This is a genomic window from Kitasatospora sp. NPDC059146, from assembly GCF_042786665.1.
In the GTDB taxonomy this organism is placed as follows: domain Bacteria; phylum Actinomycetota; class Actinomycetes; order Streptomycetales; family Streptomycetaceae; genus Kitasatospora.
This window is the reverse complement of the sequence record NZ_JBHZCY010000156.1, coordinates 1-20937: the sequence shown is the minus strand read 5'-3', so window position 1 is coordinate 20937 and position 20937 is coordinate 1. Positions and strand designations below refer to the sequence as shown.

Annotated in this window: 20 protein-coding genes and 1 pseudogene; 8 read left to right on the top strand and 13 right to left on the bottom strand. The window is 72.7% G+C overall.

Annotation, left to right across the window (positions count from 1 at the left end; genetic code table 11):
* Window positions 1-214: 214 nt before the first annotated feature.
* From ACFXPX_RS38875 to ACFXPX_RS38860, 4 genes are all read right to left on the bottom strand, one after another.
* Window positions 215-661 carry an NUDIX domain-containing protein gene (locus tag ACFXPX_RS38875; RefSeq protein WP_375884695.1) on the bottom strand — a complete coding sequence of 149 codons (447 nt, stop codon included), beginning with the start codon at window positions 659-661 and terminating at the stop codon, window positions 215-217.
* Window positions 662-671: 10 nt separating this feature from the next.
* The gene (locus ACFXPX_RS38870) at window positions 672-836 is read right to left on the bottom strand and encodes an SPOR domain-containing protein (protein WP_375884692.1); all 165 of its coding nucleotides are present in this window, start codon (window positions 834-836) and stop codon (window positions 672-674) included.
* A gap of 182 nt (window positions 837-1018) precedes the next feature.
* Complete coding sequence (locus tag ACFXPX_RS38865; RefSeq protein WP_380644728.1) at window positions 1019-2437, bottom strand: DUF4190 domain-containing protein; 1419 nt, start codon at window positions 2435-2437, stop codon at window positions 1019-1021.
* 176 nt (window positions 2438-2613) lie between these two features.
* A complete protein-coding gene (locus tag ACFXPX_RS38860; protein ID WP_375884686.1) occupies window positions 2614-3456 on the bottom strand; it encodes a methyltransferase domain-containing protein in 843 nt (280 codons plus the stop codon).
* Between the two features lie 206 nt (window positions 3457-3662).
* Between ACFXPX_RS38860 and ACFXPX_RS38855 the strand changes: the two are divergent.
* Together ACFXPX_RS38855 and ACFXPX_RS38850 are read left to right on the top strand one after the other, a co-directional pair.
* Window positions 3663-4810, top strand: a pseudogene (locus ACFXPX_RS38855) (dihydrofolate reductase family protein).
* Between the two features lie 61 nt (window positions 4811-4871).
* Entirely contained in the window at window positions 4872-5537 is a 666-nt protein-coding gene (locus ACFXPX_RS38850; protein WP_375884684.1) for an HAD-IA family hydrolase, read from the top strand.
* A gap of 158 nt (window positions 5538-5695) precedes the next feature.
* On the opposite strand, the gene ACFXPX_RS38845 is transcribed toward ACFXPX_RS38850, so the two are convergent.
* The 5 genes from ACFXPX_RS38845 to ACFXPX_RS38825 all read right to left on the bottom strand — a co-directional run bounded on the left by ACFXPX_RS38845 (window position 5696) and on the right by ACFXPX_RS38825 (window position 11872).
* Complete coding sequence (locus ACFXPX_RS38845) at window positions 5696-7564, bottom strand: DNA/RNA helicase domain-containing protein (RefSeq protein WP_380644727.1); 1869 nt, start codon at window positions 7562-7564, stop codon at window positions 5696-5698.
* A 111-nt stretch (window positions 7565-7675) separates the two neighbouring features.
* Window positions 7676-9733 carry a DUF2075 domain-containing protein gene (locus ACFXPX_RS38840; protein WP_380644726.1) on the bottom strand — a complete coding sequence of 686 codons (2058 nt, stop codon included), beginning with the start codon at window positions 9731-9733 and terminating at the stop codon, window positions 7676-7678.
* A gap of 166 nt (window positions 9734-9899) precedes the next feature.
* The gene (locus tag ACFXPX_RS38835; protein WP_380644725.1) at window positions 9900-10028 is read right to left on the bottom strand and encodes a DUF6408 family protein; all 129 of its coding nucleotides are present in this window, start codon (window positions 10026-10028) and stop codon (window positions 9900-9902) included.
* 293 nt (window positions 10029-10321) lie between these two features.
* Entirely contained in the window at window positions 10322-11395 is a 1074-nt protein-coding gene (gene ychF / locus ACFXPX_RS38830) for a redox-regulated ATPase YchF (RefSeq protein WP_375884677.1), read from the bottom strand.
* An 84-nt stretch (window positions 11396-11479) separates the two neighbouring features.
* The gene (locus tag ACFXPX_RS38825) at window positions 11480-11872 is read right to left on the bottom strand and encodes a VOC family protein (RefSeq protein WP_380401859.1); all 393 of its coding nucleotides are present in this window, start codon (window positions 11870-11872) and stop codon (window positions 11480-11482) included.
* 165 nt (window positions 11873-12037) lie between these two features.
* On the opposite strand from ACFXPX_RS38825, the gene ACFXPX_RS38820 reads away from it, so the two are divergent.
* Entirely contained in the window at window positions 12038-12628 is a 591-nt protein-coding gene (locus ACFXPX_RS38820; protein ID WP_380589656.1) for a DUF6542 domain-containing protein, read from the top strand.
* A gap of 32 nt (window positions 12629-12660) precedes the next feature.
* Here ACFXPX_RS38820 and ppgK read toward each other — a convergent pair whose 3' ends face one another.
* Both ppgK and ACFXPX_RS38810 read right to left on the bottom strand, forming a co-directional pair.
* Entirely contained in the window at window positions 12661-13407 is a 747-nt protein-coding gene (gene ppgK, locus ACFXPX_RS38815) for a polyphosphate--glucose phosphotransferase (protein ID WP_375884671.1), read from the bottom strand.
* A gap of 176 nt (window positions 13408-13583) precedes the next feature.
* Complete coding sequence (locus tag ACFXPX_RS38810) at window positions 13584-14558, bottom strand: 4-hydroxy-3-methylbut-2-enyl diphosphate reductase (RefSeq protein ID WP_375884668.1); 975 nt, start codon at window positions 14556-14558, stop codon at window positions 13584-13586.
* 109 nt (window positions 14559-14667) lie between these two features.
* Here ACFXPX_RS38810 and ACFXPX_RS38805 point away from each other — a divergent pair, with 109 nt between their 5' ends.
* Both ACFXPX_RS38805 and xseA read left to right on the top strand, forming a co-directional pair.
* A complete protein-coding gene (locus tag ACFXPX_RS38805) occupies window positions 14668-16026 on the top strand; it encodes an APC family permease (RefSeq protein ID WP_380527848.1) in 1359 nt (452 codons plus the stop codon).
* A gap of 110 nt (window positions 16027-16136) precedes the next feature.
* Entirely contained in the window at window positions 16137-17387 is a 1251-nt protein-coding gene (xseA, locus tag ACFXPX_RS38800) for an exodeoxyribonuclease VII large subunit (protein ID WP_375884662.1), read from the top strand.
* Here xseA and ACFXPX_RS38795 read toward each other — a convergent pair.
* A complete protein-coding gene (locus ACFXPX_RS38795) occupies window positions 17381-17869 on the bottom strand; it encodes a GNAT family N-acetyltransferase (protein ID WP_375884659.1) in 489 nt (162 codons plus the stop codon). The two genes, xseA and ACFXPX_RS38795, sit on opposite strands and share 7 nt — an antisense overlap.
* Before the next feature lie 94 nt (window positions 17870-17963).
* Between ACFXPX_RS38795 and ACFXPX_RS38790 the strand changes: the two genes are divergently transcribed.
* The gene (locus ACFXPX_RS38790) at window positions 17964-18221 is read left to right on the top strand and encodes an exodeoxyribonuclease VII small subunit (protein WP_375884656.1); all 258 of its coding nucleotides are present in this window, start codon (window positions 17964-17966) and stop codon (window positions 18219-18221) included.
* Window positions 18222-18390: 169 nt separating this feature from the next.
* Window positions 18391-18993 (top strand): malonic semialdehyde reductase, encoded by a 603-nt coding sequence (locus ACFXPX_RS38785; protein ID WP_375884653.1) that lies wholly within the window; start codon window positions 18391-18393, stop codon window positions 18991-18993.
* Between the two features lie 105 nt (window positions 18994-19098).
* Here ACFXPX_RS38785 and ACFXPX_RS38780 read toward each other — a convergent pair whose 3' ends face one another.
* Window positions 19099-19635, bottom strand: a complete 537-nt coding sequence (locus tag ACFXPX_RS38780; RefSeq protein WP_375884650.1) for a DUF4245 domain-containing protein — start codon at window positions 19633-19635, stop codon at window positions 19099-19101.
* 214 nt (window positions 19636-19849) lie between these two features.
* On the opposite strand from ACFXPX_RS38780, the gene glpX reads away from it, so the two are divergent.
* Entirely contained in the window at window positions 19850-20890 is a 1041-nt protein-coding gene (gene glpX, locus ACFXPX_RS38775) for a class II fructose-bisphosphatase (RefSeq protein WP_375884648.1), read from the top strand.
* The last annotated feature ends 47 nt before the right edge of the window (window positions 20891-20937 follow it).

Sequence of the window (20937 nt, the reverse complement as noted above, 5' to 3'; positions counted from 1 at the left end):
GCCGGGCGCGGGCGGCGGCGCCTCCCGCGGTGCCTGCCCGGCGCGCTCCCCCGCCGCCGTTCCCGGTTGTCGACACCGACGGGGCCTCCGGCTCTGGTCGGGATCGGCGTCGCCGGCTGGGGCGGCTCACCGATGGTGACGAATGGTGTCGAAAGGCGACATACCCAGCAGAACCCAGGCTATCCCGGCCGCCGGGTCGTCTTGTCCGATTGACCTATCCGGCGGCTTGCGCGTCGCCCGCCACCGCGAGCAGCTCGGCGACCTGCGGCAGGACCTCGCGGTCGTGCCCGATCCAGTCCACCGAATCCAGCTCGGCCGGGCCCAGCCAGCGCAGCTCGTCGTGGTCCTCCAGCGCGCTCGGCTCACCGGACAGCAGCTCGGCGGCCCAGAAGCGCAGCTCCAGCCCCGGCCGCACGGCCCACCCGCCGGACAGCCGCCGCAGCGCCCTGGCCCGTACGCCCAGCTCCTCCAGCAGCTCGCGCTCCAGCGCCTGCGCCTCGGTCTCGCCGGGCTCGGCCTTGCCACCGGGGAACTCCCAGCGGCCGGCGACCGACGCGGGCGCGTTGCGGCGGGCGGCGAGCACCCGGCCGCCGCGGATCAGCACCCCGCCGACGACGATCCTCGGCGGGGTTCCGACAGTGGTCTCACCGGCCTGTTCCATGCCCCCGACCCTACGGGGCCGGGTCCTGGTCCTGGGCCTCGACCCAGTACAGCTGCTTGTGGCCGCGCGCCTCGAACTCGGCCGCCAGGCGGTGCGCCTCGGCCTCGGCCAGGTTCCCGGCGACCAGGAAGCGGTTGCCGTTGTCGTCCTGCCGCATCACCCGAAAGGTGCCCATGGCGGGAGGGTAGCGGGTGGGGCCCGGCTTCGGGCCCGGCCCGGCGCGGTGTCCCCGGCCGGCGTGGGGGTCGGGCCGGGGACACCGGGGTGACCCTACGGCTCCCGCGCTACCGGCAGGTACGGGCGGGGTTAACGCCGGGTAACCCGGCGACCGGCCCCGCCCTCTCGGGGCGGGCGGGCTCAGACCCGGAGGTCGGGCACCTGCTCGCCGGTGGACAGGCCGAGCGAGCGCCGGATGTCCACGCTGACCGGCACCGTCCTGGCGACCAGCGCCCGGGCCCGGCGCAGGTCGCCCGCCACGTCGCCGCCGGAGGCCGCGGCGTCCCAGGCGACGGCCGCCTGGGACTGGGTCTCGGCCAGCTTGTCCATCTTCGCCTGGACGTCGGTCGGCCACTCCGCCGTCGGCTTGCGCAGCGCGGCGGCCTCGGCCCGGGAGGCGGCGGCCATCCGGCGGGCCCAGGACCGGTACTCGGCCTCGGCGACCGCCACGTCCTGCTTCGGGGTGTCCAGGTAGGCCGCGTTGAAGCCCCGGACGGCCTCCAGGTAGGCCAGCTGGACGGAGGTCAGACTGCGGCGGTCGGTGCGGACCGTCCCCAGGTGCTGGTCGTCCGGGTCCTCGAAGCCGCAGGTGACGTACCGTTCGCCGGCCGCCCAGTTGCCCGCGCTCGGGTAGAGGTAGACGTCGTCCATGCCGTCCGGGACGGCCCACTGGTCCAGCGCGTAGTCGTCGAGCACCCTGCGGCACAGGGCGGCGGCCCGCTCGCGGACGACCGTCGCGCCCGGGTAGGCGCCGCTGCTCTCCGGGACCTTCACGGTGCCGGCCACCTCGCCGTTGTGCCGCTCCGCGCAGGCCACCCGGCGCACCCAGTACACCGTCTCGTCGCCGTTCTCGTCCGGCTGCCCGCTCGTCCCGGAGGAGAGGTAGCAGTCCCCCGCCTTCAGCGCCGACCAGCGGACCGACCCGGCGGGCGGCTTGGCCGCGTACCGGTCGCCCCGTCCGTTCCGCGCGGGGCCGAAGTCCCCCGCGCCCAGCGCGAGCGACAGCAGCAGGGTGCCCGCCACCCCGAGCACCAGGCCGGTGACCGCCATGCCGCGGCCGCGCTGGCCGGTCCGCTTGATCTGGACCAGCGCGAGGATCCCGAACACCAGGGCCACCGGCGAGAGCAGGCTCAGCGCGGTCGCCAGCGAGCCGACGGCGAAGCCGTTGGTGCGCGGCTCCGGCCGGGGGGCGTACGGGTCGAGGACGTACGGCGGGTAGGGGTGCGGGTACGGCTGCGCGGGCGGGCCCGGCCGGGGATGGGCGTAGGGGTGGGGGTGGCCGGGCCGCAGGCCGGACTCGGCGGAGGGCGGCACCGAGGCCCAGCCGCCGGCGGGCAGCGGCGGGGGCGGCGGCTGGGGCGGGGCCAGTGGGGACGGGGCCGACGGGGACGGGGGGCCGGCCTCGACCGGCGGGGCCCAGGGGTCGGCCGGTCCGGCCTCCGCCGGGCCCGGCGGCCGCGCGGCCGCGGCCCGTTCCTCGGCGGGCCCCGGGTCCTTGCGGAAGTCCACCCGCGGGTCCGGCCCCGGAGCGGCGGGCGGCGCGGACTCAGGCTCGGACACGTGGACTCCCCCGGCCCGCCGGGGCGGGCCTCGACTCGGCGTTTCGGCTCTCGACACCGCCCCGCGGGCCGGACGGGCCCGAGCTGAACGGTCGCGCGACTTTACCTGATCTTTCCGAACGCCCGCCCCGCCGTTACCGACCCGCCGTTACCGACCCGGCCGCTCCGGCCGCTCCGTCATGACGGCCCCGGCCGTTCCGCTCCGACCCGGGCCAGGACCTCGCCGTGGATCATCGAGAACCAGCCGTCGCCGGCGGCGCTCCACTCCCGCCAGCCGGCCGCGATCCGTTCCAGCTCGGCGGGCTCCGCGAAGCCCCGTTCCACCGCCGTCCGGCCGAAGGCCGTCCCGGTCACCCGGTCCGCCCACATCCCGGCCCACCACGCGCGCCGCTCGGGCGTCGCGAACGTCCAGGTGCCGGTGCTCGCGGTGACGTCGGTCAGACCGGCCGCCCGGGCCCAGGACAGCAGTCGCCGTCCGGCGTCCGGTTCGCCGCCGTTGGCCCGGGCGGTCCGCCGGTAGAGCTCCAGCCAGCGGTCCAGCGCCGGCGCCTGCGGGAACCAGGTCATCGTGGCGTAGTCGACGTCCCGGGCGGCGACCAGCCCGCCGGGCGCCGTCACCCGGCCCATCTCGCGCAGCGCGGCCACCGGATCGGCCACGTGCTGCAGCACCTGGTGGGCGTGCACCACGTCGAACTCGCCGTCCCGGTACGGCAGTCGGTGCACGTCGGCCAGTTCGAACACGACATTGGCCAGACCGCGCCCGGCGACGTACCCGGCGGCCTGCTCCAGCACCTCGGCGGAGGCGTCCACGGCCACCACCCGCCCGGTGGGGCCGACCAGCTCGGCCAGGTCGGCGGTGATCGTGCCCGGGCCGCAGCCGACGTCCAACAGCGCCTGGCCGGGCCGCAGTTCGGCCAGCAGGTAGCCGGCCGAGTCGGCGGCGGTACGGGAGCGGTGCGAGCGCAGCACGGCCTCCTGGTGGCCGTGGGTGTAGGCGGCGGCAGGCTGCGGTCCGGGCATGGGGTCCCCCCTGAGACGTGGTCGGCGTTTCCGTTTCCGCGATGCCCCGACGCTACGCTCCATCCCGCATGGCGAGAAGAACCGTCTCACATAGCGATCGGAGGGCGGCCCCGCCGGCACCGGCGGCCGTACCGTGGAGGCGCCCGACCGAACCGCCCCGAGCGGTCCCGAGCGGTCCCGAACGGTCCCGACAGAACGGTCCGCCCATGCCCGGCCCCGGCCAGCGCCCCTTCGTCCTGCTGAGCGCCGCCGTCTCCCTCGACGGCCACCTCGACGACGCCTCCCCCGACCGCCTGCTGCTCTCCGGCGCCGCCGACTTCGACCGGGTCGACCAGGAGCGGGCGGCCGCCGACGCGATCCTGGTCGGCGGCAACACCCTGCGCGCCGACAACCCGCGCCTGCTGGTCGACGGCCCCGCGCGACGGGCCGCCCGGGTGGCCGCCGGGCGGCCCGAGCACCCGCTGAAGGTGACGCTCAGCGCGAGCGGCGCCCTCGGCGCCGACCTGCGGTTCTGGCACACCGGCGGCGCGAAGCTCGCCTACACCACCGCGGCCGGGGCGGCGGTGCTGCGGCCCCGGCTCGACGGGCTGGCCGAGGTGGTCGCGCTCGGCGACTCGGTCGACCTCGGCGCGGTGCTGGACGACCTGGGCGCGCGCGGGGTGCGCCGGCTGATGGTCGAGGGCGGCAGCGGGGTGCACACCCAGTTCCTCGCCCAGGGCCTGGCGGACGAGCTCCAGCTGGCCGTCGCCCCGCTGCTGGTCGGCCAGCCCGGAGCGCCGCGGTTCGTCGGCCCGGCCGCGTTCCCCGGCGGCCCGACCCGGCGGATGCGGCTGCTGGAGGCACGTACGGTGGGCGACGTCGTCCTGCTCAGGTACGCCCCGAAGGAGCCCGCGCCGTGACCCACCCCGCCGCCACCGACCTCGACCACCTGCGCCGGGCCGTCGAACTCTCCCGCCGCTGCCCGCCCTCGGAGACGGCCTTCTCGGTCGGGGCGGTGGTCGTCGGCGCCGACGGCGAGGTGCTGGCGGAGGGCTACAGCCGGGAGGCGGACGCGCACGACCACGCCGAGGAGGCGGCCCTGGCCAAGCTCCCGGCGGGCGACCCCCGACTGCGCGGGGCGACCGTCTACAGCAGCCTGGAGCCCTGCGGGCAGCGCGCCTCCCGCCCGGTGCCGTGCGCCCGGCTGCTCATCGCGGCGGGCGTGCCCCGGGTCGTGGTCGCCTGGCGCGAGCCGGACCTCTTCGTCACCGACTGCCAGGGCACCGCACTGCTGGAGGCGGCCGGGGTCGAGGTGGTGGAGCTGCCGGAGCTGGCCGAGGAGGCCCGGGCGGTCAACGCCCACCTGCTCCCGTGATCTTTTGTATCATCGAGGAACAAAGAGCTCACCTCTCCGCCCCGCCTCCAGGAGCCGCCCCATGACCGCCACCCCCGTCCGGTTCACCACCCGCGCCCTCCTCCTCGACATGGACGGCACCCTGGTCAACTCCGACGCCGTGGTCGAGCGCTGCTGGACCCGCTGGGCCGAGCGGCACGGCCTCGACCCCGTCGCGGCGCTCACCGTCGTCCACGGCCGCCAGGGCCACGCGACCATGGCCGAACTGCTGCCGCACCGCCCGGTCGAGGAGAACCTCGCCGAGAACGAGCTGATGCTCGCCGAGGAGCGGGCCGACACCGAGGGCGTCGTCCAGGTCGCGGGCGCCGACGCCTTCCTCGCCTCGCTGGCCGGCCTGCCGCACGCCCTGGTCACCTCGGCCGACCTCCCCCTCGCCCGGGTCCGGATGGACGCCGCCGGCCTGCCGATGCCGCCCGTCCTGGTCACCGCCGAGTCCGTCGGCGCCAGCAAGCCCGACCCCGAGGGCTTCCTCAAGGGCGCCGCCGCCCTCGGCTTCGCCCCCGCCGACTGCGTGGCCTTCGAGGACTCCGGCGCCGGCATCGCCGCCGCCCGCGCCGCCGGCATGCGCGTCATCGGCATCGGCCCCCGCGCCGCCGCCCACCACCCGGACGCCCTCGCCCCCACCCTCACCGCCGTCACCGTCACCCCGTCCCCCGACGGCACCCTCACCCTCACCGTCCACCCCTGACCACCGACCCCGAAGGGGCCGGACTCCCGAGGGAGTCCGGCCCCTTCGGGCATGACAGCCGGTCAGACGTCGAAACGGCGCGGGCACGGCCCACTGGTCGACGGGATCTCGATCATCACGACTCGGTGCCGCTGCGGGCCCAATGCCGTCCGCCAGGGCTACTCGGAACGGAGATCGACCAGTTCGCGCAACTTCTCGCGCGTCTCAGCATCGGTCGAGTACACCACCGTGCCGATCATCCCCCGCGTCAGCAGCACCTTGTACGTGTTGCGGATCAACCGGTCCACATCCGCATCCGGGGTCGACTTCTTGAAGACCGGATCCTTCGAGGCCGTCCGATCGGTGATCCAGCGATCGCCGCGCCACAGCAGGTCGGGGCCGATGATCACGCCACTCCAGTCGTACTCGAAGCCCTGCGCCGTGTACACACAGCCCACTTGCCCGAAACCGGCCGGATCGGTCGCCCACAGGGCTGCTGGGGGCGCGCCGCCAACGGCCCGGTCCCCGTACACGTTCCACGGCCGTTCCCACCCACTGATGGTGACGTCTGCGGGCAACGCCTGCCCGGGTGTCACCTTCTTGGTCCACTTCCAGCAGTAGCCCGCAGTCATGCGCGCGCTGTAGTTCCGCGCCCGATGGGCATCGAGGAGAGCCTCCATCTCCTCCGGGCTGTCCGCCAGCACGAGTTGCATCCTGTCGTCGGGCTCCCACGTCTCGGGGCCACCCGGCTCGAGGCCCAACAACCGCACCACCCAGCGCAGATACGCGTCGCTTCCCCCGCAGCGGAACTGACTGTCGAGCGATACCACCTGGCAGCGGAGCCCCTTCTCCGCAGCCGCCGCCTCGATCTCCGCTACAGTCCCCATCTCGCCGGGCCGAACGACCTGATGCTCGTCCAGGAGGAACACCGGCACCCGGGCCACATCGATGAGCTCCTCGATCTGCGCCTTGCCCGTGCGGTTCGACGCCGGCGTGTACCGGTTCGCCGACGTCTCCCGCATCCGGTGGGCTTCGTCGCAGACCAGGACGTCAAGGCTATTGCGCTCGGCCGTCATGAAGCTGTTGAAGTACTTGAAGAGATCCTGCACCTCACGCTTCCGGGCACCCGCGACCTTCCGCATAGTCGTCGTGAACGAGCTGGAGCCGGTCGCGTGCAACGTGGTGATGCCCTGCCGATACATCTCACCGAGGAGCGACAACGCGATGACGCTCTTGCCCGTGCCGGGCCCACCGGTGACGACGACGACCTCCTTGTGATCGGACTGCTTCGCGCGGCGGACGGCATTGAGGACAGTTCGGAACGCGATCTTCTGCTCGTCCAGCAGCACGAACTGTTCGCGCTCACGCACCTCATGTGCCGCCACTGCCATGAGCTGCTTGGACGGGCCGACCTTCCCGTTGACGAACTCGTCTGCGGCACAGGCCCCGGACTGACCCGCCAGTCGCTCGCGCAGGAACTCGATGAACTCCCCGCGCCGCGCACCGATGAAGAGCCGACCTCGCTCATCCTCCTCGGTCCCGAAGAGCCCGCCAACGCCGAATTCGGTGGCATTGTGCAGATACGCGGCGCCACTGATCCGTTCCGGATGTTCTGCCAGTACCCCGTTGAAGGAGATGAGGTACTCGCAGTAACCGCGAACCTGGTCGACGGGGTTCAGCACGGCCCTGGAGTAGGCATCGACACGACACAGCGACGGATCATCGTCATCCGGCTCCGCACTGCTCCACTGCTTCAACTCCACAACGACGTAGGACGGCAGCCCGGTCTTCGGATGCACACCGGCCAACACCGCGTCGGCCCGCTTGCTGGTCAACGGCAGACCGTACTCCAGGAGCATCTCCACCTGCCCGAGGCCCGCGTCGTTCAACGCGCTCGCAAGCGCCGGAATGCTCCGCTCCCACGAGCGGGCCTCGGACGAACTCGGCTTGTAGCCGTGAACGCGAACGAACTGATCAGTCAGGCGGAGAAAGAGCGCACCGGAAATGCACTCGGCGGCGACCGCAGCAGCAGAGTCGCGGAACAGCAAGGAACGCCCCCAGGACAGCACGAAGGAACTCGTGCGGGTGGGGGCATGTCCTTGGGTGCTCCATCAGACGGAGCGGAAGCCCGGCGGGCCGCAGCGACAACGGGATCAAGGCTACCTGCGGCGCCTACGGAAGCCAGGAGGAAGTTGTGAGCCTTCGGCTGTGAGCTCCGGTGCGCCGTCGCCGTTCTGCAGACCGATGGCGCCTGTGATCCGCCTGCGCAGCTCATGGTGGGTGGCCGGGTCGACCGCGTAGACCACGGTGCCGACGATCCCACGGGTGAGGAGCACGTGGTAGGCGTTACGGATGCACCGGGCAACAGTGTCACTGTCGACCTGACCGCGAAAGGCAGGATCGGCGGAAGCGGTCCGTTCCACCCGGAACGTCCCGTCGCGGAAGACCAGGTCAGGGCCGATGATCACACCGTTCCAGTCGTACTCGAAGGTCTGTGCCGTGTATACGCAACCGATCTGCCCGATGCCGCGGGGATCCGTCGACCAGAAGTCCGACCTCGGAGCCCCCGGAACGCTGTGCTCGGGTTTCACGTTCCACGGCTGCCGCCAGTCCCCGATGCGCACGTCGTCGACGAGTCGTTCACCCTCCGGGTTGCTCCACGGCCAGCAGAAGCCCGCAGTGATCCGAGCCGTGGCCCCCTCCAAGGCACGCTCCCGGATGAACCGTTCCATCTGCTCGGGCGAGTCGGCAACCGTGAGTGTCATCCGGCCGTCCGGTCGCCAGGTCACGGAATCGGAAACGCCCAAACCCAACAACTGCTGGACCCAGCTCTGGTACCGCTTGCTGCCGCCCGCACGGAACGTCCCCTCCAGGTCGGTCACTTCGACCTGGTATCCGTTCTCCTCGGCCAGATCCTTGAGGTACTCGGCCGTACCCACCTCGTCCGGGCGGATCGACTGGTGGTCGTCGAGCAGGAAGACCGGTACTTCGGCAGCCCTCATCAACTCGAGTGCCTGCGGCCGGTCGTCGTCACGGAGTTCCTTCGGTGTCCAACGGTACGTCGAACTGCGCCGCAGGCGATGCGCTTCGTCGCAGATCAGGACCTCAATGCCGTCCGGCGGAGTCTCGGTGAAGCTGTTGAAGTACTGGTACAGCTTGAGCGCCGCACGGCGTTTGCCGGCCTGCTGCCCACGGCGGGCCGAACTGATCATGAGCTCCCGCAGCGTCTCCGTGTACGCGTGCGATCCGCTCGCCAGCACGGCTTCACGCCCTTTGAGCCCGAGCGTGCGCTGCAGCTCAAGGGCCACAGCGCTCTTCCCACTGCCCGGACCGCCTCGCAGAATGTAGACCCGCTTCCCGCCGCCCGAATCGAGTCCGGAGCGCTGGGCGGCGTCATCGACCTCGAAGAGCCCGACGTTGAAGCTGCCAGAGGTCGAAACCCTTTCCAGCCGCCGAATGATCCGGTCGGCTGCGACGTACTGCTCATCGAGAAGTGTGAGACCACCACCCGTGACGGACCGCTGCCGCGCCACGTCGGTGACCTTGAGCAGTGGCTCGCGACGGGACTGCTCCAGCGCGAGTGCTGCCCGGTCCCCCGAGACGGCGGTGAATCTCGAGGTCAGGACCCTCCGGAACCGGTCCAGGTCGTCGAGCGTGTAGAGGCAGCCGTAGTCGGACTCGGGCAGATCGAAGAGCGCGGCCACATCCCGGTCCCGGGCATTGTGGAGCAGTGCCACACCCATCAGACGGTCGTCCCCCTCCCGCAGGTGGGGCAGGTACCGCATCATGTAGTCGCAGTAGTTCTGGACCTGCCTCACCGGATGCAGCTTGATCTTTCCGTCGCGGAATCCGAGATCGACGGCAGTAGGACACTCGGGATCGACGGTGGCATGCCGCACCTGCTTCAGCTCGATCGCAAGGTACGAGTCCGCCCCCGTACCAGGGCGCCGGCCACACAGCACCAGGTCGACCGCGGAGCTGGTGTGCGGCAGGTCAACCTCGATCTGCACCTCCACATCGCCGAGACCGCACTCCAGCAGCGCCTTGACCACTACCGGAATGCTGTTGTTCCACGATCTGATGTCCCCGTCGCCGGCGGGCGTGCCCTTCACGGCGGAATGCTCACTGATCAACAGCTGGGTGAGCGGAAGGTGGGCCACCCCGTCCCAACCGGCATTCAGACGATCGATCTCGGCCGCAGACAGCTGCAGAAGCACGAGGGTTCCCCCAGGCACGAAGTGACTCGTGCGGGTGGGGGCATGTCCTTCGTGGCTCCACCGTCGCGGAGCGGGAAGCCCGGCGGGCCGCAATGACGGTTCGTAGACTAGCCGGAGTTCCGGCTCGATGAGGGGCGGGCCCCCGGAGGCCCGCCCGCCGCCCGGCTCAGCCGAGGCGGTGCACCACGACCTGCGCCAGCAGCCACAGGAGGTTCGAGCCGAGGCTCGCCGCAATGCCCACCAGGACATCGCGGACCCAGCTGTGGTTCTTGGGCCTGTACTCGACGACAGCCATCGGTGCGCGTCCCCTTACGTTGTGTTCGAAGACGGATGCCGGATGGCTCCCGCCGGGAGCACACCTGAGGCTGCGTCACCGAACCCAGCAGGGTCCACGCAGGTCGCGTCGAATACGTCCTCCGGGAGGACACGCGGTGCAGACCAAAACTAGCCCATGATCGGCCACGCCTGGCAAGCGGTTCATCAGTACGGGTCGGCTCGCCCCGGCGCGGCAGGACGGCCGTCCCCCGGTAGCACGAAAGGCCGCCCAACCCACTCCGTCGCAGGTCAGGCGGCCTTTCCGCAGATCGACTAGACGTTGAAGCGGAACTCCACGACGTCGCCGTCCTGCATGATGTATTCCTTGCCCTCGATGCGGGCCTTGCCCTTGGAGCGGGCCTCGGCGATGGAGCCGGTCTCGACCAGGTCGTCGAAGGAGATCACCTCGGCCTTGATGAAGCCCTTCTGGAAGTCGGTGTGGATGACTCCGGCGGCCTCGGGGGCGGTGGCGCCCTTCTTGATGGTCCAGGCGCGGGTCTCCTTCGGGCCGGCCGTGAGGTAGGTCTGCAGGCCGAGGGTGTCGAAGCCGACGCGGGCGAGGGTGGCGAGGCCGGGCTCCTCCTGGCCCATGGACTGGAGGAGTTCGAGGGCCTCGGCGTCGTCGAGCTCGATCAGCTCGGACTCGATCTTGGCGCTGAGGAAGATCGCCTCGGCCGGGGCGACCAGGGCGCGCTGGGCGTTCTTGAAGTCCTCGTCGGCCAGCTCGTCCTCGTCCACGTTGAAGACGTAGAGGAAGGGCTTGGCGGTCAGCAGGTGCAGCTCGCGGATCGGGGCGGTGTCGAAGCCGGCCTCGAAGAGGGTCTTGCCGGTCTCCAGGACCGCCTGGGCGGCCTCGGCGGCGGCCAGCACGGGGGCGGTGTCCTTCTTGAGGCGCGCCTCCTTCTGGAGCCGCGGCAGGACCTTCTCGATGGTCTGGAGGTCGGCCAGGATCAGCTCGGTGTGGATGGTCTCGATGTCGTCCTTGGGCGACACCTTGCCGTCCACGTGCACCACGTCCGGGTCGGTGAACGCGCGCACGACCTGGCAGATCGCGTCCGACTCACGGATGTTGGCGAGGAACTTGTTGCCCAGGCCCTCGCCCTCGCTGGCGCCGCGCACGATGCCGGCGATGTCGACGAAGTCGACGGTGGCCGGGAGGATGCGCTGCGAGCCGAAGATCTCGGCGAGCTTGGCCAGCCGCGCGTCCGGGACGCCGACGACGCCGACGTTCGGCTCGATGGTGGCGAACGGGTAGTTGGCCGCCAGCACGTCGTTCTTGGTCAGGGCGTTGAACAGGGTCGACTTGCCGACGTTCGGCAGGCCGACGATTCCGATCGTGAGCGACATGAAGCGCAGTCCCGTGGGCTTGGAGGAGTTGGGTCGGCACCGTACGGGCCGACCCCCAAGTCTACGGGCAGCACCTGCCGGGGCTCACGCCTCGGTCGGCGCGGGCAGCGGCTCCAGGAACTCCAGCCGGTTGCCCAGCCCGTCGGCGGAGTAGAAGCGGCGGTGGCCGGGGTGGTGGTCGTCCCAGGTGACCTCGTGGCCGTGCGCGGCGAGCCGCTCGGCCAGGGCGTCCAGCGAGGTCACCAGGATGCCGGGGTGCCCCTTGCGGGCCGGGCGGAAGTCCGGGGTGACGCCGAGGTGCACCTCGACCCCGCCGCCGCGGAACCAGCAGCCGCCGCGCGCCGCCAGCACCGGGGGCTTCGGGAGCTCGGTCATCCCGAGCACGCCGGACCAGAAGGCGCGGCACTCGTCCTCGGCGCCGGCCGGGATGTCGAGCTGGACGTGGTCGAGGCGTTCGAAGGTGAAGTCGGCGGTCATGCGGCGGTCCCCCGTACGGTCATCGGATGATCATGATGTGTCGACTCGGCCGAGCAGGTCAGCCCCTTGAGTGACGATCACAGGAGTACGCCATCCGGGGACACGGAACAAGACCTGAACGGTCCATTACACAGTGTGGCGATGATCGGACCGTACGTTGGGCGGGTGGAGCAGAGCATCCGTACCCAGCCGCCAGGGCCCAGACGCCGTCCGCCGAACGGCGCGGCCCCGGCCGCCGTCCCCGGTCCCGGCCGGGCACCCGAGAGCGCCCGAGCCCCCGCGGCTCCCCCGTCCCGGCTGCGCCCGGTGGCCGACCGGCCCGCCGCGCGCCCCGCCCCGAAGCGCCGGCTGCGCGTGTACGGACGGCGCCGGACCGGCCGGCCGACCCGGCTGACCGCGATCGGCACCGGCGTGCTCGCGGTGCTGGCCACGCTGGCGGTGGCCGGCCTGGACCGGCTGCTCTTCGAGGACCTCGGCTGGCTGTTCGGCCTCGGCTACCTGGTGGTCTGCTTCCAGCTGGCCGTCCGGGTCCGCTACGCCGACCTGCTGGCCGCCCCGATCAGCGGGCCGATCGCCTTCGCCGTGGCACTGCTGGCGCTCGCCCCGGTCAGCTCCTCCGGCGTCACCGCCCAGGTGGTGGCGCTGGCGACCGGGCTGGCGCTGCGGGCCGGCTGGCTGTTCTCCGGCACCGGGCTGGCCGCGCTGATCGTGCTCGCCCGCTTCGTCGCCCAGCGCCGCTTCCACCGCTCCCGCTGACGGCCCGGCGCGCGGGCACCGAGGGCCGTGCCCTAGCCCGCCGCCCGGGCCGCCGCCATGGCGGCCCCGACGATGCCCGCGTCGTTGCGCAGCTCCGCCGGCACCACCCGCGCCCCGCGGTCCCTCAGCAGCGGCAGGAACTTCTCGTGTTTGCGGCTCACCCCGCCGCCGATCACGATCAGTTGCGGGGAGAACAGCATCTCCACCAGGTCCAGGTACTCGTCGACCCGCCCGGCCCACTGCTCCCAGGTCAGGTCGTGCCGCTCCCTGGCGGCCGAGGAGGCGCGGCGCTCGGCGTCCTTGCCGCGCAGCTCCAGGTGGCCCAGTTCGGTGTTGGGCACCAGGGTGCCGTCCACGAAGAGCGCGCTGCCGATGCCGGTGCCGAAGGTGAGCACCAGGACCACGCCCGACTCGCCCCGCCCGGCGCCGTGCTCGGTCTCGGCGAGGCCGGCCGCGTCCGCGTCGTTGAGCACGGTCGCGGGCATGCCCAGCGCGTCGCGGAAGAGGCCCTCCGCGTCCAGGCCGATCCAGCCCTTGTCCACGTTGGCCGCGGTCCGGGTGCGGCCGCCGACCACCACCCCGGGGAAGGTCAGCCCGACCGGCCCCTGGTGGTCGAAGTGCTGGACCACCTCGCGGACGGCGGCGACCACGGCCCCGGGCTCGGACGGCTGCGGGGTGAGCACCTTGTGCCGCTCCTGGGTGAGTGCTCCCCGGGCGAGGTCGACCGGGGCGCCCTTGATGCCCGAGCCGCCGATGTCCACGCCGAATACCGCCGTCATCGTTCCGCCTTCCGCCGTCCGGCCGTCGACCGGCTTGTCCACAGCCTGTGCACAAAGCTACGAGAGCCCGGACGGGGGCGCACCGCAATCGACGGGCCCGCACAGCGCGACGGACCCGGTGCCCCGCAGCGGGGCACCGGGTCCGTCGTGGCGGGTCCAGGGTTCGAGGACGGGCCCTACAGCTTGCCGGCCGCCTCGGCGCGCAGGTCGCGGCGCAGCTCCTTGGGCAGCGAGAAGGTCAGGTGCTCCTCGGCGGTCTTGACCGTCTCCACCGTGTCGTAGCCGCGCGCGGCCAGGAACTCCAGTACGCCGTCGACCAGGATCTCCGGCACCGAGGCGCCGCTGGTCAGGCCGACCGTGGTGACGCCCTCCAGCCAGGACTCCTGGATCTCCTCGGCGAAGTCGACCAGGTGGGCGGCCTTGGCGCCGTACTCCAGGCCGACCTCGACCAGGCGGACCGAGTTGGAGGAGTTCTTGGAGCCGACCACGATCAGCAGGTCGGTCTCCGGGGCCAGCTGCTTGACCGCGACCTGGCGGTTCTGGGTCGCGTAGCAGATGTCGTCGCTGGGCGGGCTGACCAGCGCCGGGAAGCGCTTCTTCAACTCGCCGACGGTGGCCATGGTCTCGTCCACCGAGAGCGTGGTCTGGGAGAGCCAGACGATCTTGGACTCGTCCCGCACCTGGACGTTGGCGACGTCCTCGGCACCGTCCACCAGGTGGATCCGGTCCGGGGCCTCGCCCATGGTGCCGACGACCTCCTCGTGGCCCTCGTGGCCCACCAGCAGGATGTCGTAGCCCTCGTCGGCGAAGCGCACGGCCTCCTTGTGCACCTTGGTGACCAGCGGGCAGGTGGCGTCGACGGTGGCGAGCTTGCCGGCCCGCGCCTCGTCGTGGACGGACGGGGCGACGCCGTGCGCGGAGAACACGACGATCGAGCCCTCGGGCACCTCCTCCGTCTCGTCGACGAAGATCGCGCCCTTCTTCTCCAGGGTCTGCACCACGTACTTGTTGTGGACGATCTGCTTGCGGACGTAGATGGGCGCCCCGTACTGCTCCAGGGCCTTCTCCACGGCGATCACGGCGCGGTCGACACCCGCGCAGTAGCCCCGGGGGGCGGCGAGCAGGACACGGCGCTGCGCGGTGTTGGACATGCCCCCATCGTACGGGCGACCGGGAGCCCCACCGCCCGGGGCGGGCCGCACCGCCGCCCCGGACGCCTTCCGGTCGCAAAGGGTCGGAAGTTGCTCAAGCCTGGTCTCCATGAGCGCTGTGAACGAGCAGCCGACGCCGAGCGGCCTGCGCCGCACCCTGGGCGTCCGCGATCTGATGGTCTACGGGCTGCTGTTCATCGCCCCGATGGCCCCGGTCGGCGTCTTCGGCGTGCTGGACGCCCGGAGCCACGGCGCCGTGGCGGCCGTCTACCTGGCGGCGACGGTCGCGATGGGCTTCACCGCCTTCTCGTACGCCCAGATGGTCCGCGCGGTGCCGCAGACCGGCTCGGTGTTCGCCTACGCGCGGGCCGGGCTGGGCGAGGGGCCGGGGTTCATCGCCGGGTGGATGGCGATGCTGGACTACCTGCTGATCCCCGCGGTGGCCTACCTGTTCTCCGGGATCGCGCTGAACTCGCTGGTGCCCGGGGTCTCGCGCTGGGTGTGGACGGCGGCCGCGGTGCTGGTGACCACCGCGCTCAACCTGGTCGGGGTGCGGACGGCGGCCGCGGTCGGCTTCGCGGTGCTCGCCCTGGAGATCGCGGTGCTGGCGGTGTTCGTGGTCGCGGCCGTGGTGGTGCTGGTGCGGGACGGCGCGCGGCGCGGCTGGGACACGCCGTTCACCGCCGTCGGGGGCTTCTCGCTCACCGCGGTGGTCTCCGCGGTGTCCGTCGCGGTGCTCTCCTACCTGGGCTTCGACGCGATCGCGACCTTCGTCGAGGAGGCGGTCGGCGCCTCCGCCGCGGTGGCCCGGGCGGTGCTGTGGTGCCTGGCGCTGGCCGGGCTGCTGTTCGTCGCCCAGACCTACCTGGCGGCCGTGCTGGAGCCCACCACCCCGCAGCAGCTGGCCGCCGACCCGGCCTCCCAGGGCTCCGCCTTCTACGACACCGTGGAGGGCGGCATCGGCCACTGGCTGCACCTGCTGGTGGCCGCCAGCAAGGCGATCGGCGCGGCCTTCGCCGCGCTCGCCGGGCAGGCGGCGGCCGGCCGGCTGGTCTTCGCGATGGGCCGGGAGGGACGGCTGCCGCGCGTGCTCGGCTCGGTCGACCCGGGCAGCGCGGTGCCCCGCCGGGCGCTGCTGGCGGCCGCGGTGGTCACCATGGCGGCGGCGGTCTGGGCGGCCGAGCGGGACGACGGGCTGGACCAGCTGACCTCGGTGGTGAACGTGGGCGCGCTGACCGCCTTCGCGCTGCTGCACGCCTCGGTGATCGGCTGGTACACCGTCCGGCACGGCTCGCCCGACCGGCTCCGGCACCTGGTCGTCCCGCTGCTGGGGATCGCGGTGATCGGCGCGGTGGTCTACGAGGCCTCGACCACGGCACAGCTGGTCGGGCTGGTCTGGCTGGCGGCCGGCCTGGTGGTGCTCGGTGTGCAGGGCAGCACGGCGCACGGCACCGGCGGGCACCGCTAGCGACGGCGCCGGCGGGCGCCGTGCGGAACGGTGCCGGCCGGCACTGCCGGGGACGACGCCGGCGGGCGTTGCCGGGGACGGTGTCGGCGGACGCCGCTAGCCTCGTACGCATGGCCAACCCCAGCTCCCCCGAAGCCCCGCTCCCGGTCGGCAAGGTCTCCGCGCTGATCGGCGGCTGGATCGACCGGCTCGGCGCGGTGTGGGTCGAGGGGCAGATCACCCAGCTCAGCCGCCGCCCCGGCGCGGGCGTGGTGTTCCTGACCCTGCGCGACCCGCAGGCCGACGTCTCCCTCACGGTGACCTGCTTCCGCTCGGTGTTCGAGCAGGTCGCGGACGTGGTGCAGGAGGGCTCGCGGGTCGTCGTGCACGCCAGGCCGGAGTGGTACGCGGCGCGCGGGCAGCTGTCGCTGCGGGCCTCGGAGATCCGCCCGGTGGGCCTGGGCGAACTGCTGGCCCGGCTGGAGCAGCTCAAGCGGCGGCTGGCCGGGGAGGGCCTGTTCGCGGCGGAGCGCAAGCGGCGGCTGCCGTTCCTGCCGCAGTGCGTCGGGCTGGTCACCGGGCGCGGCTCGGCGGCCGAGCGGGACGTGCTGGAGAACGCCCGGCGGCGCTGGCCGGCGGTGCGCTTCGAGGTGCGCAACGTCCCGGTGCAGGGGGTCAGCGCGGTGGAGCGGGTGAGCGCGGCGGTGCGGGAGCTGGACGAGCACCCCGAGGTGGACGTGATCATCGTGGCCCGGGGCGGCGGCAGCGTGGAGGACCTGCTGCCCTTCTCGGACGAGGGGCTGGTGCGGCTGGTCGCGGCCGCCCGTACGCCGGTGGTGAGCGCGATCGGGCACGAGCCGGACCAGCCCCTGCTGGACTTCGTCGCCGACCTGCGCGCCTCCACCCCGACCGATGCCGCCAAAAGGGTGGTTCCGGACGTCGGCGAGGAGCTGGCCAAGGTCCGCCAGCTGCGCGACCGGGCCCGCCGGCACGTGCAGGCCCGGGTCGAACGCGAGCAGCACGGGCTGGACGGGCTGCGCAGCCGCCCGGCGCTGGCCGCCCCGCACCGGATGCTGGACGGGCGCGGCCAGGAGGTGGACGGCCTGGTGGAGCGGGCCCGGCGCACCCTGCGGCACCGGCTGGACCACGCCCAGAGCGACCTCGGGCACACCCTGGCCCGGGTGGTCGCGCTCTCCCCGGCGGCCACCCTGGAACGCGGCTACGCGGTGCTCCAGCGGGCCGACGGCACGGTGGTGACGGACCCGGCGCGGCTCGCGGCCGGGGAGGGGCTGCACGCCCGGGTCGCGGGCGGCGGCTTCGACGTCACCGTGGCGCCCGGGGCGGCGGAGCCCCCGGCGGGCCCTCGGGCGGAGCCTCAGTAGGAGCGCTGCCGGGACAGCGCCGTCGAGTACTCGGCGAAGCCCAGGCTGCGGTAGAGCGACTCGCCGCCGCTGCTGGCGTGCAGGTCGATCCGGCCGACCCGGCGGCCGTCGAACCAGTCCAGCAACGCCTCGGTGCAGGCCCGGGCGTAGCCGCGCAGCCGCCGGTCGGGGTCGGTGCAGATGTTGAAGACGGAGCCGAACAGGCCGTCCGGGTTGCCGGGCGAGGGCAGGCGGTGCTCCAGGGTGCCGACGGCGCAGGCGGCGAGCCGGCCGGGGCGCTCCGGGTCGTCGACCACGAAGGCGGACATGGTCGACCGCTCGGCCGGGGCGGCCAGCCGCTCGCGCAGCATCCGCTCGGCGGCGGCCTGCCAGGGGGCGGGGCCGGCCGAGGCGGCCATGCCGGGCATCGCCTGCAGCATCAGGTTGCGCAGCCGGACCAGCTCGGGCGCGTCGGCGGGGGCGGCGGGGCGGACTTCGATCATGCGGCGGAGGCTAGCGCCGCCGGTCGCGCGGCCGCACCCGGGTTTCGACCGGTGGAACCCGCCCCTGTCGGCGCCAGCCCCTACGCTGGCACGCATGGCAGAGCAGCAGGAGCAGCAGGACGCGGCGGCGCCGACCCCGGACGACGCGCTGGGCTACGAGCACGCCCGGGACGCGCTGCTGGACGTGGTCCGGCAGCTGGAGAACGGCGGCACCTCCCTTGAGGAGTCGCTGGCCCTGTGGGAGCGTGGCGAGCAGCTGGCGAAGGTCTGCCAGCGCTGGCTGGACGGCGCCCGGGCCCGACTGGACGCCGCGCTGGCCGCCGAGGAGGGCGCGGGCCCGGGCGGGGAGTGACCGAGCCCCGCCCACGAGCCCAGGCGCAGAGCCCGGGCGCAGTGCGGCCCGCCCTGTGAGGCAGCTCACAAGGGCTTGGGGAATCGTTGAATCTTCACCTATGTTGGAGGAACTGATCGGCTCCGCCGGTCACACCGACGAACCCCCCTCCCGCATGAGGTGCAGAAGCATGACCACCGACGCCCTGGTACTCGACGCCGCCGCTCAGGACCTGCTGTTCCGCGAGGCCCGCACCGCGAACACCTTCACCGACGAGCCGGTCACCGAGGAGCAGGTCCAGGCCATCTACGACCTGGTCAAGTTCGGCCCGACCGCCTTCAACCAGCAGCCGCTGCGCGTCGTCCTGGTCCGCTCCGCCGAGGGCCGCGAGCGCCTCGTCCAGCACCTGGCGGACGGCAACAAGGCCAAGACCTCCACCGCCCCGCTGGTCGCCATCCTGGCCGCGGACAACGAGTTCCACGAGGAGCTGCCGACCCAGTTCCCGCACTTCCCGCAGGCCAAGGACGTGTTCTTCTCCGAGCGCGCCACCCGTGAGCGCTCCGCCGCGCTGAACGGCGCCCTGCAGGCCGCGTACTTCATCATCGGCGTGCGCGCCGCCGGCCTGGCCGCCGGCCCGATGACCGGCTTCGACGCCGAGGGCCTCAACAAGGAGTTCTTCGGCGACGGCGAGCACTCGGTGCTGGCCGTGGTCAACATCGGCAAGCCGGGCGACGAGGCCTGGTTCCCGCGCTCCCCGCGCCTGGAGTACGACCAGGTCGTCACCACGGTCTGATCGCACCCCGCGACGGCGAAGGGCCCGCACCGGTTCGTACCGGTGCGGGCCCTTCCGCGTGTCCGAGGGGTGCCGGGGGCCTGCGCGCCCGGGCAGGGCCCCGCGCTACTTGAGCGCCTGGGCCAGCTCGGCCATCTCCTCGTAGGAGGCGGTGCCGGTGATCATGGTGGTGGCCGAACCGGTCTGGACGGCCAGCGCGCGGGCCTTGTCGCCCTGCACCCGGTCCCAGGTGCGCCCGGCGGCGTCCGCGGTGCCGTCCGGCTGGGCGCCCGCGACCTTGTCGGCGAGCAGCTTCTCGCGCGGGACGTCGGCCTGCTCGACCGCCGCGTACTGGCCGGAGGGCGTCACGAAGCCCAGGTGCCAGGCGTTGCCCTTGCCGTTGTTGATGGCGGCCGGCGTGTAGCTGACCGAGGTGGCCCGCCACTTGTCGGACAGCCCCTCCGGGGACAGCAGCGGGTACGGCGCGGCGCGCTTCGCCGAGGCCGCCTCGACCTTGTAGGCGACCACGTGCACCGGATCGCCGTTCGCGTCGTGCGGGAGGAACAGGTAACCGATCCAGACGACGAAACCGACCGCCAGCATCGACAGGACCATGTCCCGTACGGTCTGCCGACCCCTCATGCCCTTGCTCTCTGCAGCCACCCACCCATGGTGACTCATCCACACAACGGCCCGGCCACCCGGGGTGTGCACGTACGGGTGAACCGGGACGAACCGGGGCCTTCCGCCCGGGGTGGCGACCCGCGCCACAGACAGTCATCTCGTGGGCAGATACGATCGCACTACCCTCACCACGGCGTTCGACCTGGCAGTAGTCGGGCGCTCACTGGCCGTCGCGTACAGAGAGGTAACGACGATGACCACGCAGTACCCGCACCACCTTCCCAGTGCCCTGGAGGTCGCGCCCGAGGCTCCGGACCGGAACCTCGCGCTCGAACTCGTCCGGGTCACCGAGGCGGCCGCGATGGCCGCCGGCCGGTGGGTCGGCCGTGGCGACAAGAACGGGGCCGACGGCGCCGCCGTGAAGGCCATGCGCACCCTCGTCTCGACCGTCTCGATGAACGGCGTCGTCGTCATCGGCGAGGGCGAGAAGGACGAAGCCCCGATGCTCTACAACGGCGAGCGGGTCGGCGACGGCACCGGCGCCGAGTGCGACGTCGCGGTCGACCCGGTGGACGGCACCACGCTGACCGCCAAGGGCATGGCCAACGCCGTCGCCGTGCTGGCCGTCGCCGACCGCGGCACCATGTTCGACCCCAGCGCCGTGTTCTACATGGACAAGCTGGTCTGCGGCCCCGAGGCCGCCGACTACGTCGACATCACCGCCCCGGCGGCCGTCAACATCCGCCGGGTCGCCAAGGCCAAGGGCAGCGCCGTCGAGGACGTCACCGTGATGGTGCTCGACCGTCCGCGCCACGACGGCCTGGTCCGGGAGATCCGCGAGGCGGGCGCCCGGATCAAGTTCATCACCGACGGCGACGTGGCCGGCGCCATCATGACCGCCCGCGAAGGCACCGGCGTGGACCTGCTGCTGGGCGTCGGCGGCACCCCCGAGGGCATCATCGCGGCCTGCGCGATGAAGTGCATGGGCGGCGTCATCCAGGGCCGGCTCTGGCCCAAGGACGCGGCCGAGCGGCAGAAGGCCCTCGACGCCGGGCACGACCTGGACCGGGTGCTCACCACCAACGACCTGGTCAGCGGCGAGAACGTGTTCTTCGTCGCCACCGGCATCACGGACGGCGAGCTGCTGCGCGGCGTGCACTACCGCTCGGAGACCGCCACCACCAGCTCGCTGGTGATGCGCTCCAAGAGCGGCACCATCCGCGAGATCAACTCGGTCCACAAGCTGTCGAAGCTGCGGGCCTACAGCGCGATCGACTTCGACCGGGCCAACTGACCCGGCCCGGAAGCGGTTGTCCGAACGCGCGGCCCCGGCGGGATCCC

Excerpts from the sequence above, each read along its gene's own strand:
- ACFXPX_RS38875 (WP_375884695.1), bottom strand. The coding sequence starts at position 661 with ATGGAACAGGCCGGTGAGACCACTGTCGGAACCCCGCCGAGGATCGTC.
- ACFXPX_RS38870 (WP_375884692.1), bottom strand. The coding sequence starts at position 836 with ATGGGCACCTTTCGGGTGATGCGGCAGGACGACAACGGCAACCGCTTC.
- ACFXPX_RS38860 (WP_375884686.1), bottom strand. The coding sequence starts at position 3,456 with ATGCCCGGACCGCAGCCTGCCGCCGCCTACACCCACGGCCACCAGGAG.
- ACFXPX_RS38850 (WP_375884684.1), top strand. The coding sequence starts at position 4,872 with ATGACCGCCACCCCCGTCCGGTTCACCACCCGCGCCCTCCTCCTCGAC.
- ACFXPX_RS38835 (WP_380644725.1), bottom strand. The coding sequence starts at position 10,028 with ATGGCTGTCGTCGAGTACAGGCCCAAGAACCACAGCTGGGTCCGCGAT.
- ychF (WP_375884677.1), bottom strand. The coding sequence starts at position 11,395 with ATGTCGCTCACGATCGGAATCGTCGGCCTGCCGAACGTCGGCAAGTCG.
- ACFXPX_RS38825 (WP_380401859.1), bottom strand. The coding sequence starts at position 11,872 with ATGACCGCCGACTTCACCTTCGAACGCCTCGACCACGTCCAGCTCGAC.
- ppgK (WP_375884671.1), bottom strand. The coding sequence starts at position 13,407 with ATGACGGCGGTATTCGGCGTGGACATCGGCGGCTCGGGCATCAAGGGC.
- ACFXPX_RS38810 (WP_375884668.1), bottom strand. The coding sequence starts at position 14,558 with ATGTCCAACACCGCGCAGCGCCGTGTCCTGCTCGCCGCCCCCCGGGGC.
- ACFXPX_RS38805 (WP_380527848.1), top strand. The coding sequence starts at position 14,668 with ATGAGCGCTGTGAACGAGCAGCCGACGCCGAGCGGCCTGCGCCGCACC.
- xseA (WP_375884662.1), top strand. The coding sequence starts at position 16,137 with ATGGCCAACCCCAGCTCCCCCGAAGCCCCGCTCCCGGTCGGCAAGGTC.
- ACFXPX_RS38795 (WP_375884659.1), bottom strand. The coding sequence starts at position 17,869 with ATGATCGAAGTCCGCCCCGCCGCCCCCGCCGACGCGCCCGAGCTGGTC.
- ACFXPX_RS38790 (WP_375884656.1), top strand. The coding sequence starts at position 17,964 with ATGGCAGAGCAGCAGGAGCAGCAGGACGCGGCGGCGCCGACCCCGGAC.
- ACFXPX_RS38785 (WP_375884653.1), top strand. The coding sequence starts at position 18,391 with ATGACCACCGACGCCCTGGTACTCGACGCCGCCGCTCAGGACCTGCTG.
- glpX (WP_375884648.1), top strand. The coding sequence starts at position 19,850 with ATGACCACGCAGTACCCGCACCACCTTCCCAGTGCCCTGGAGGTCGCG.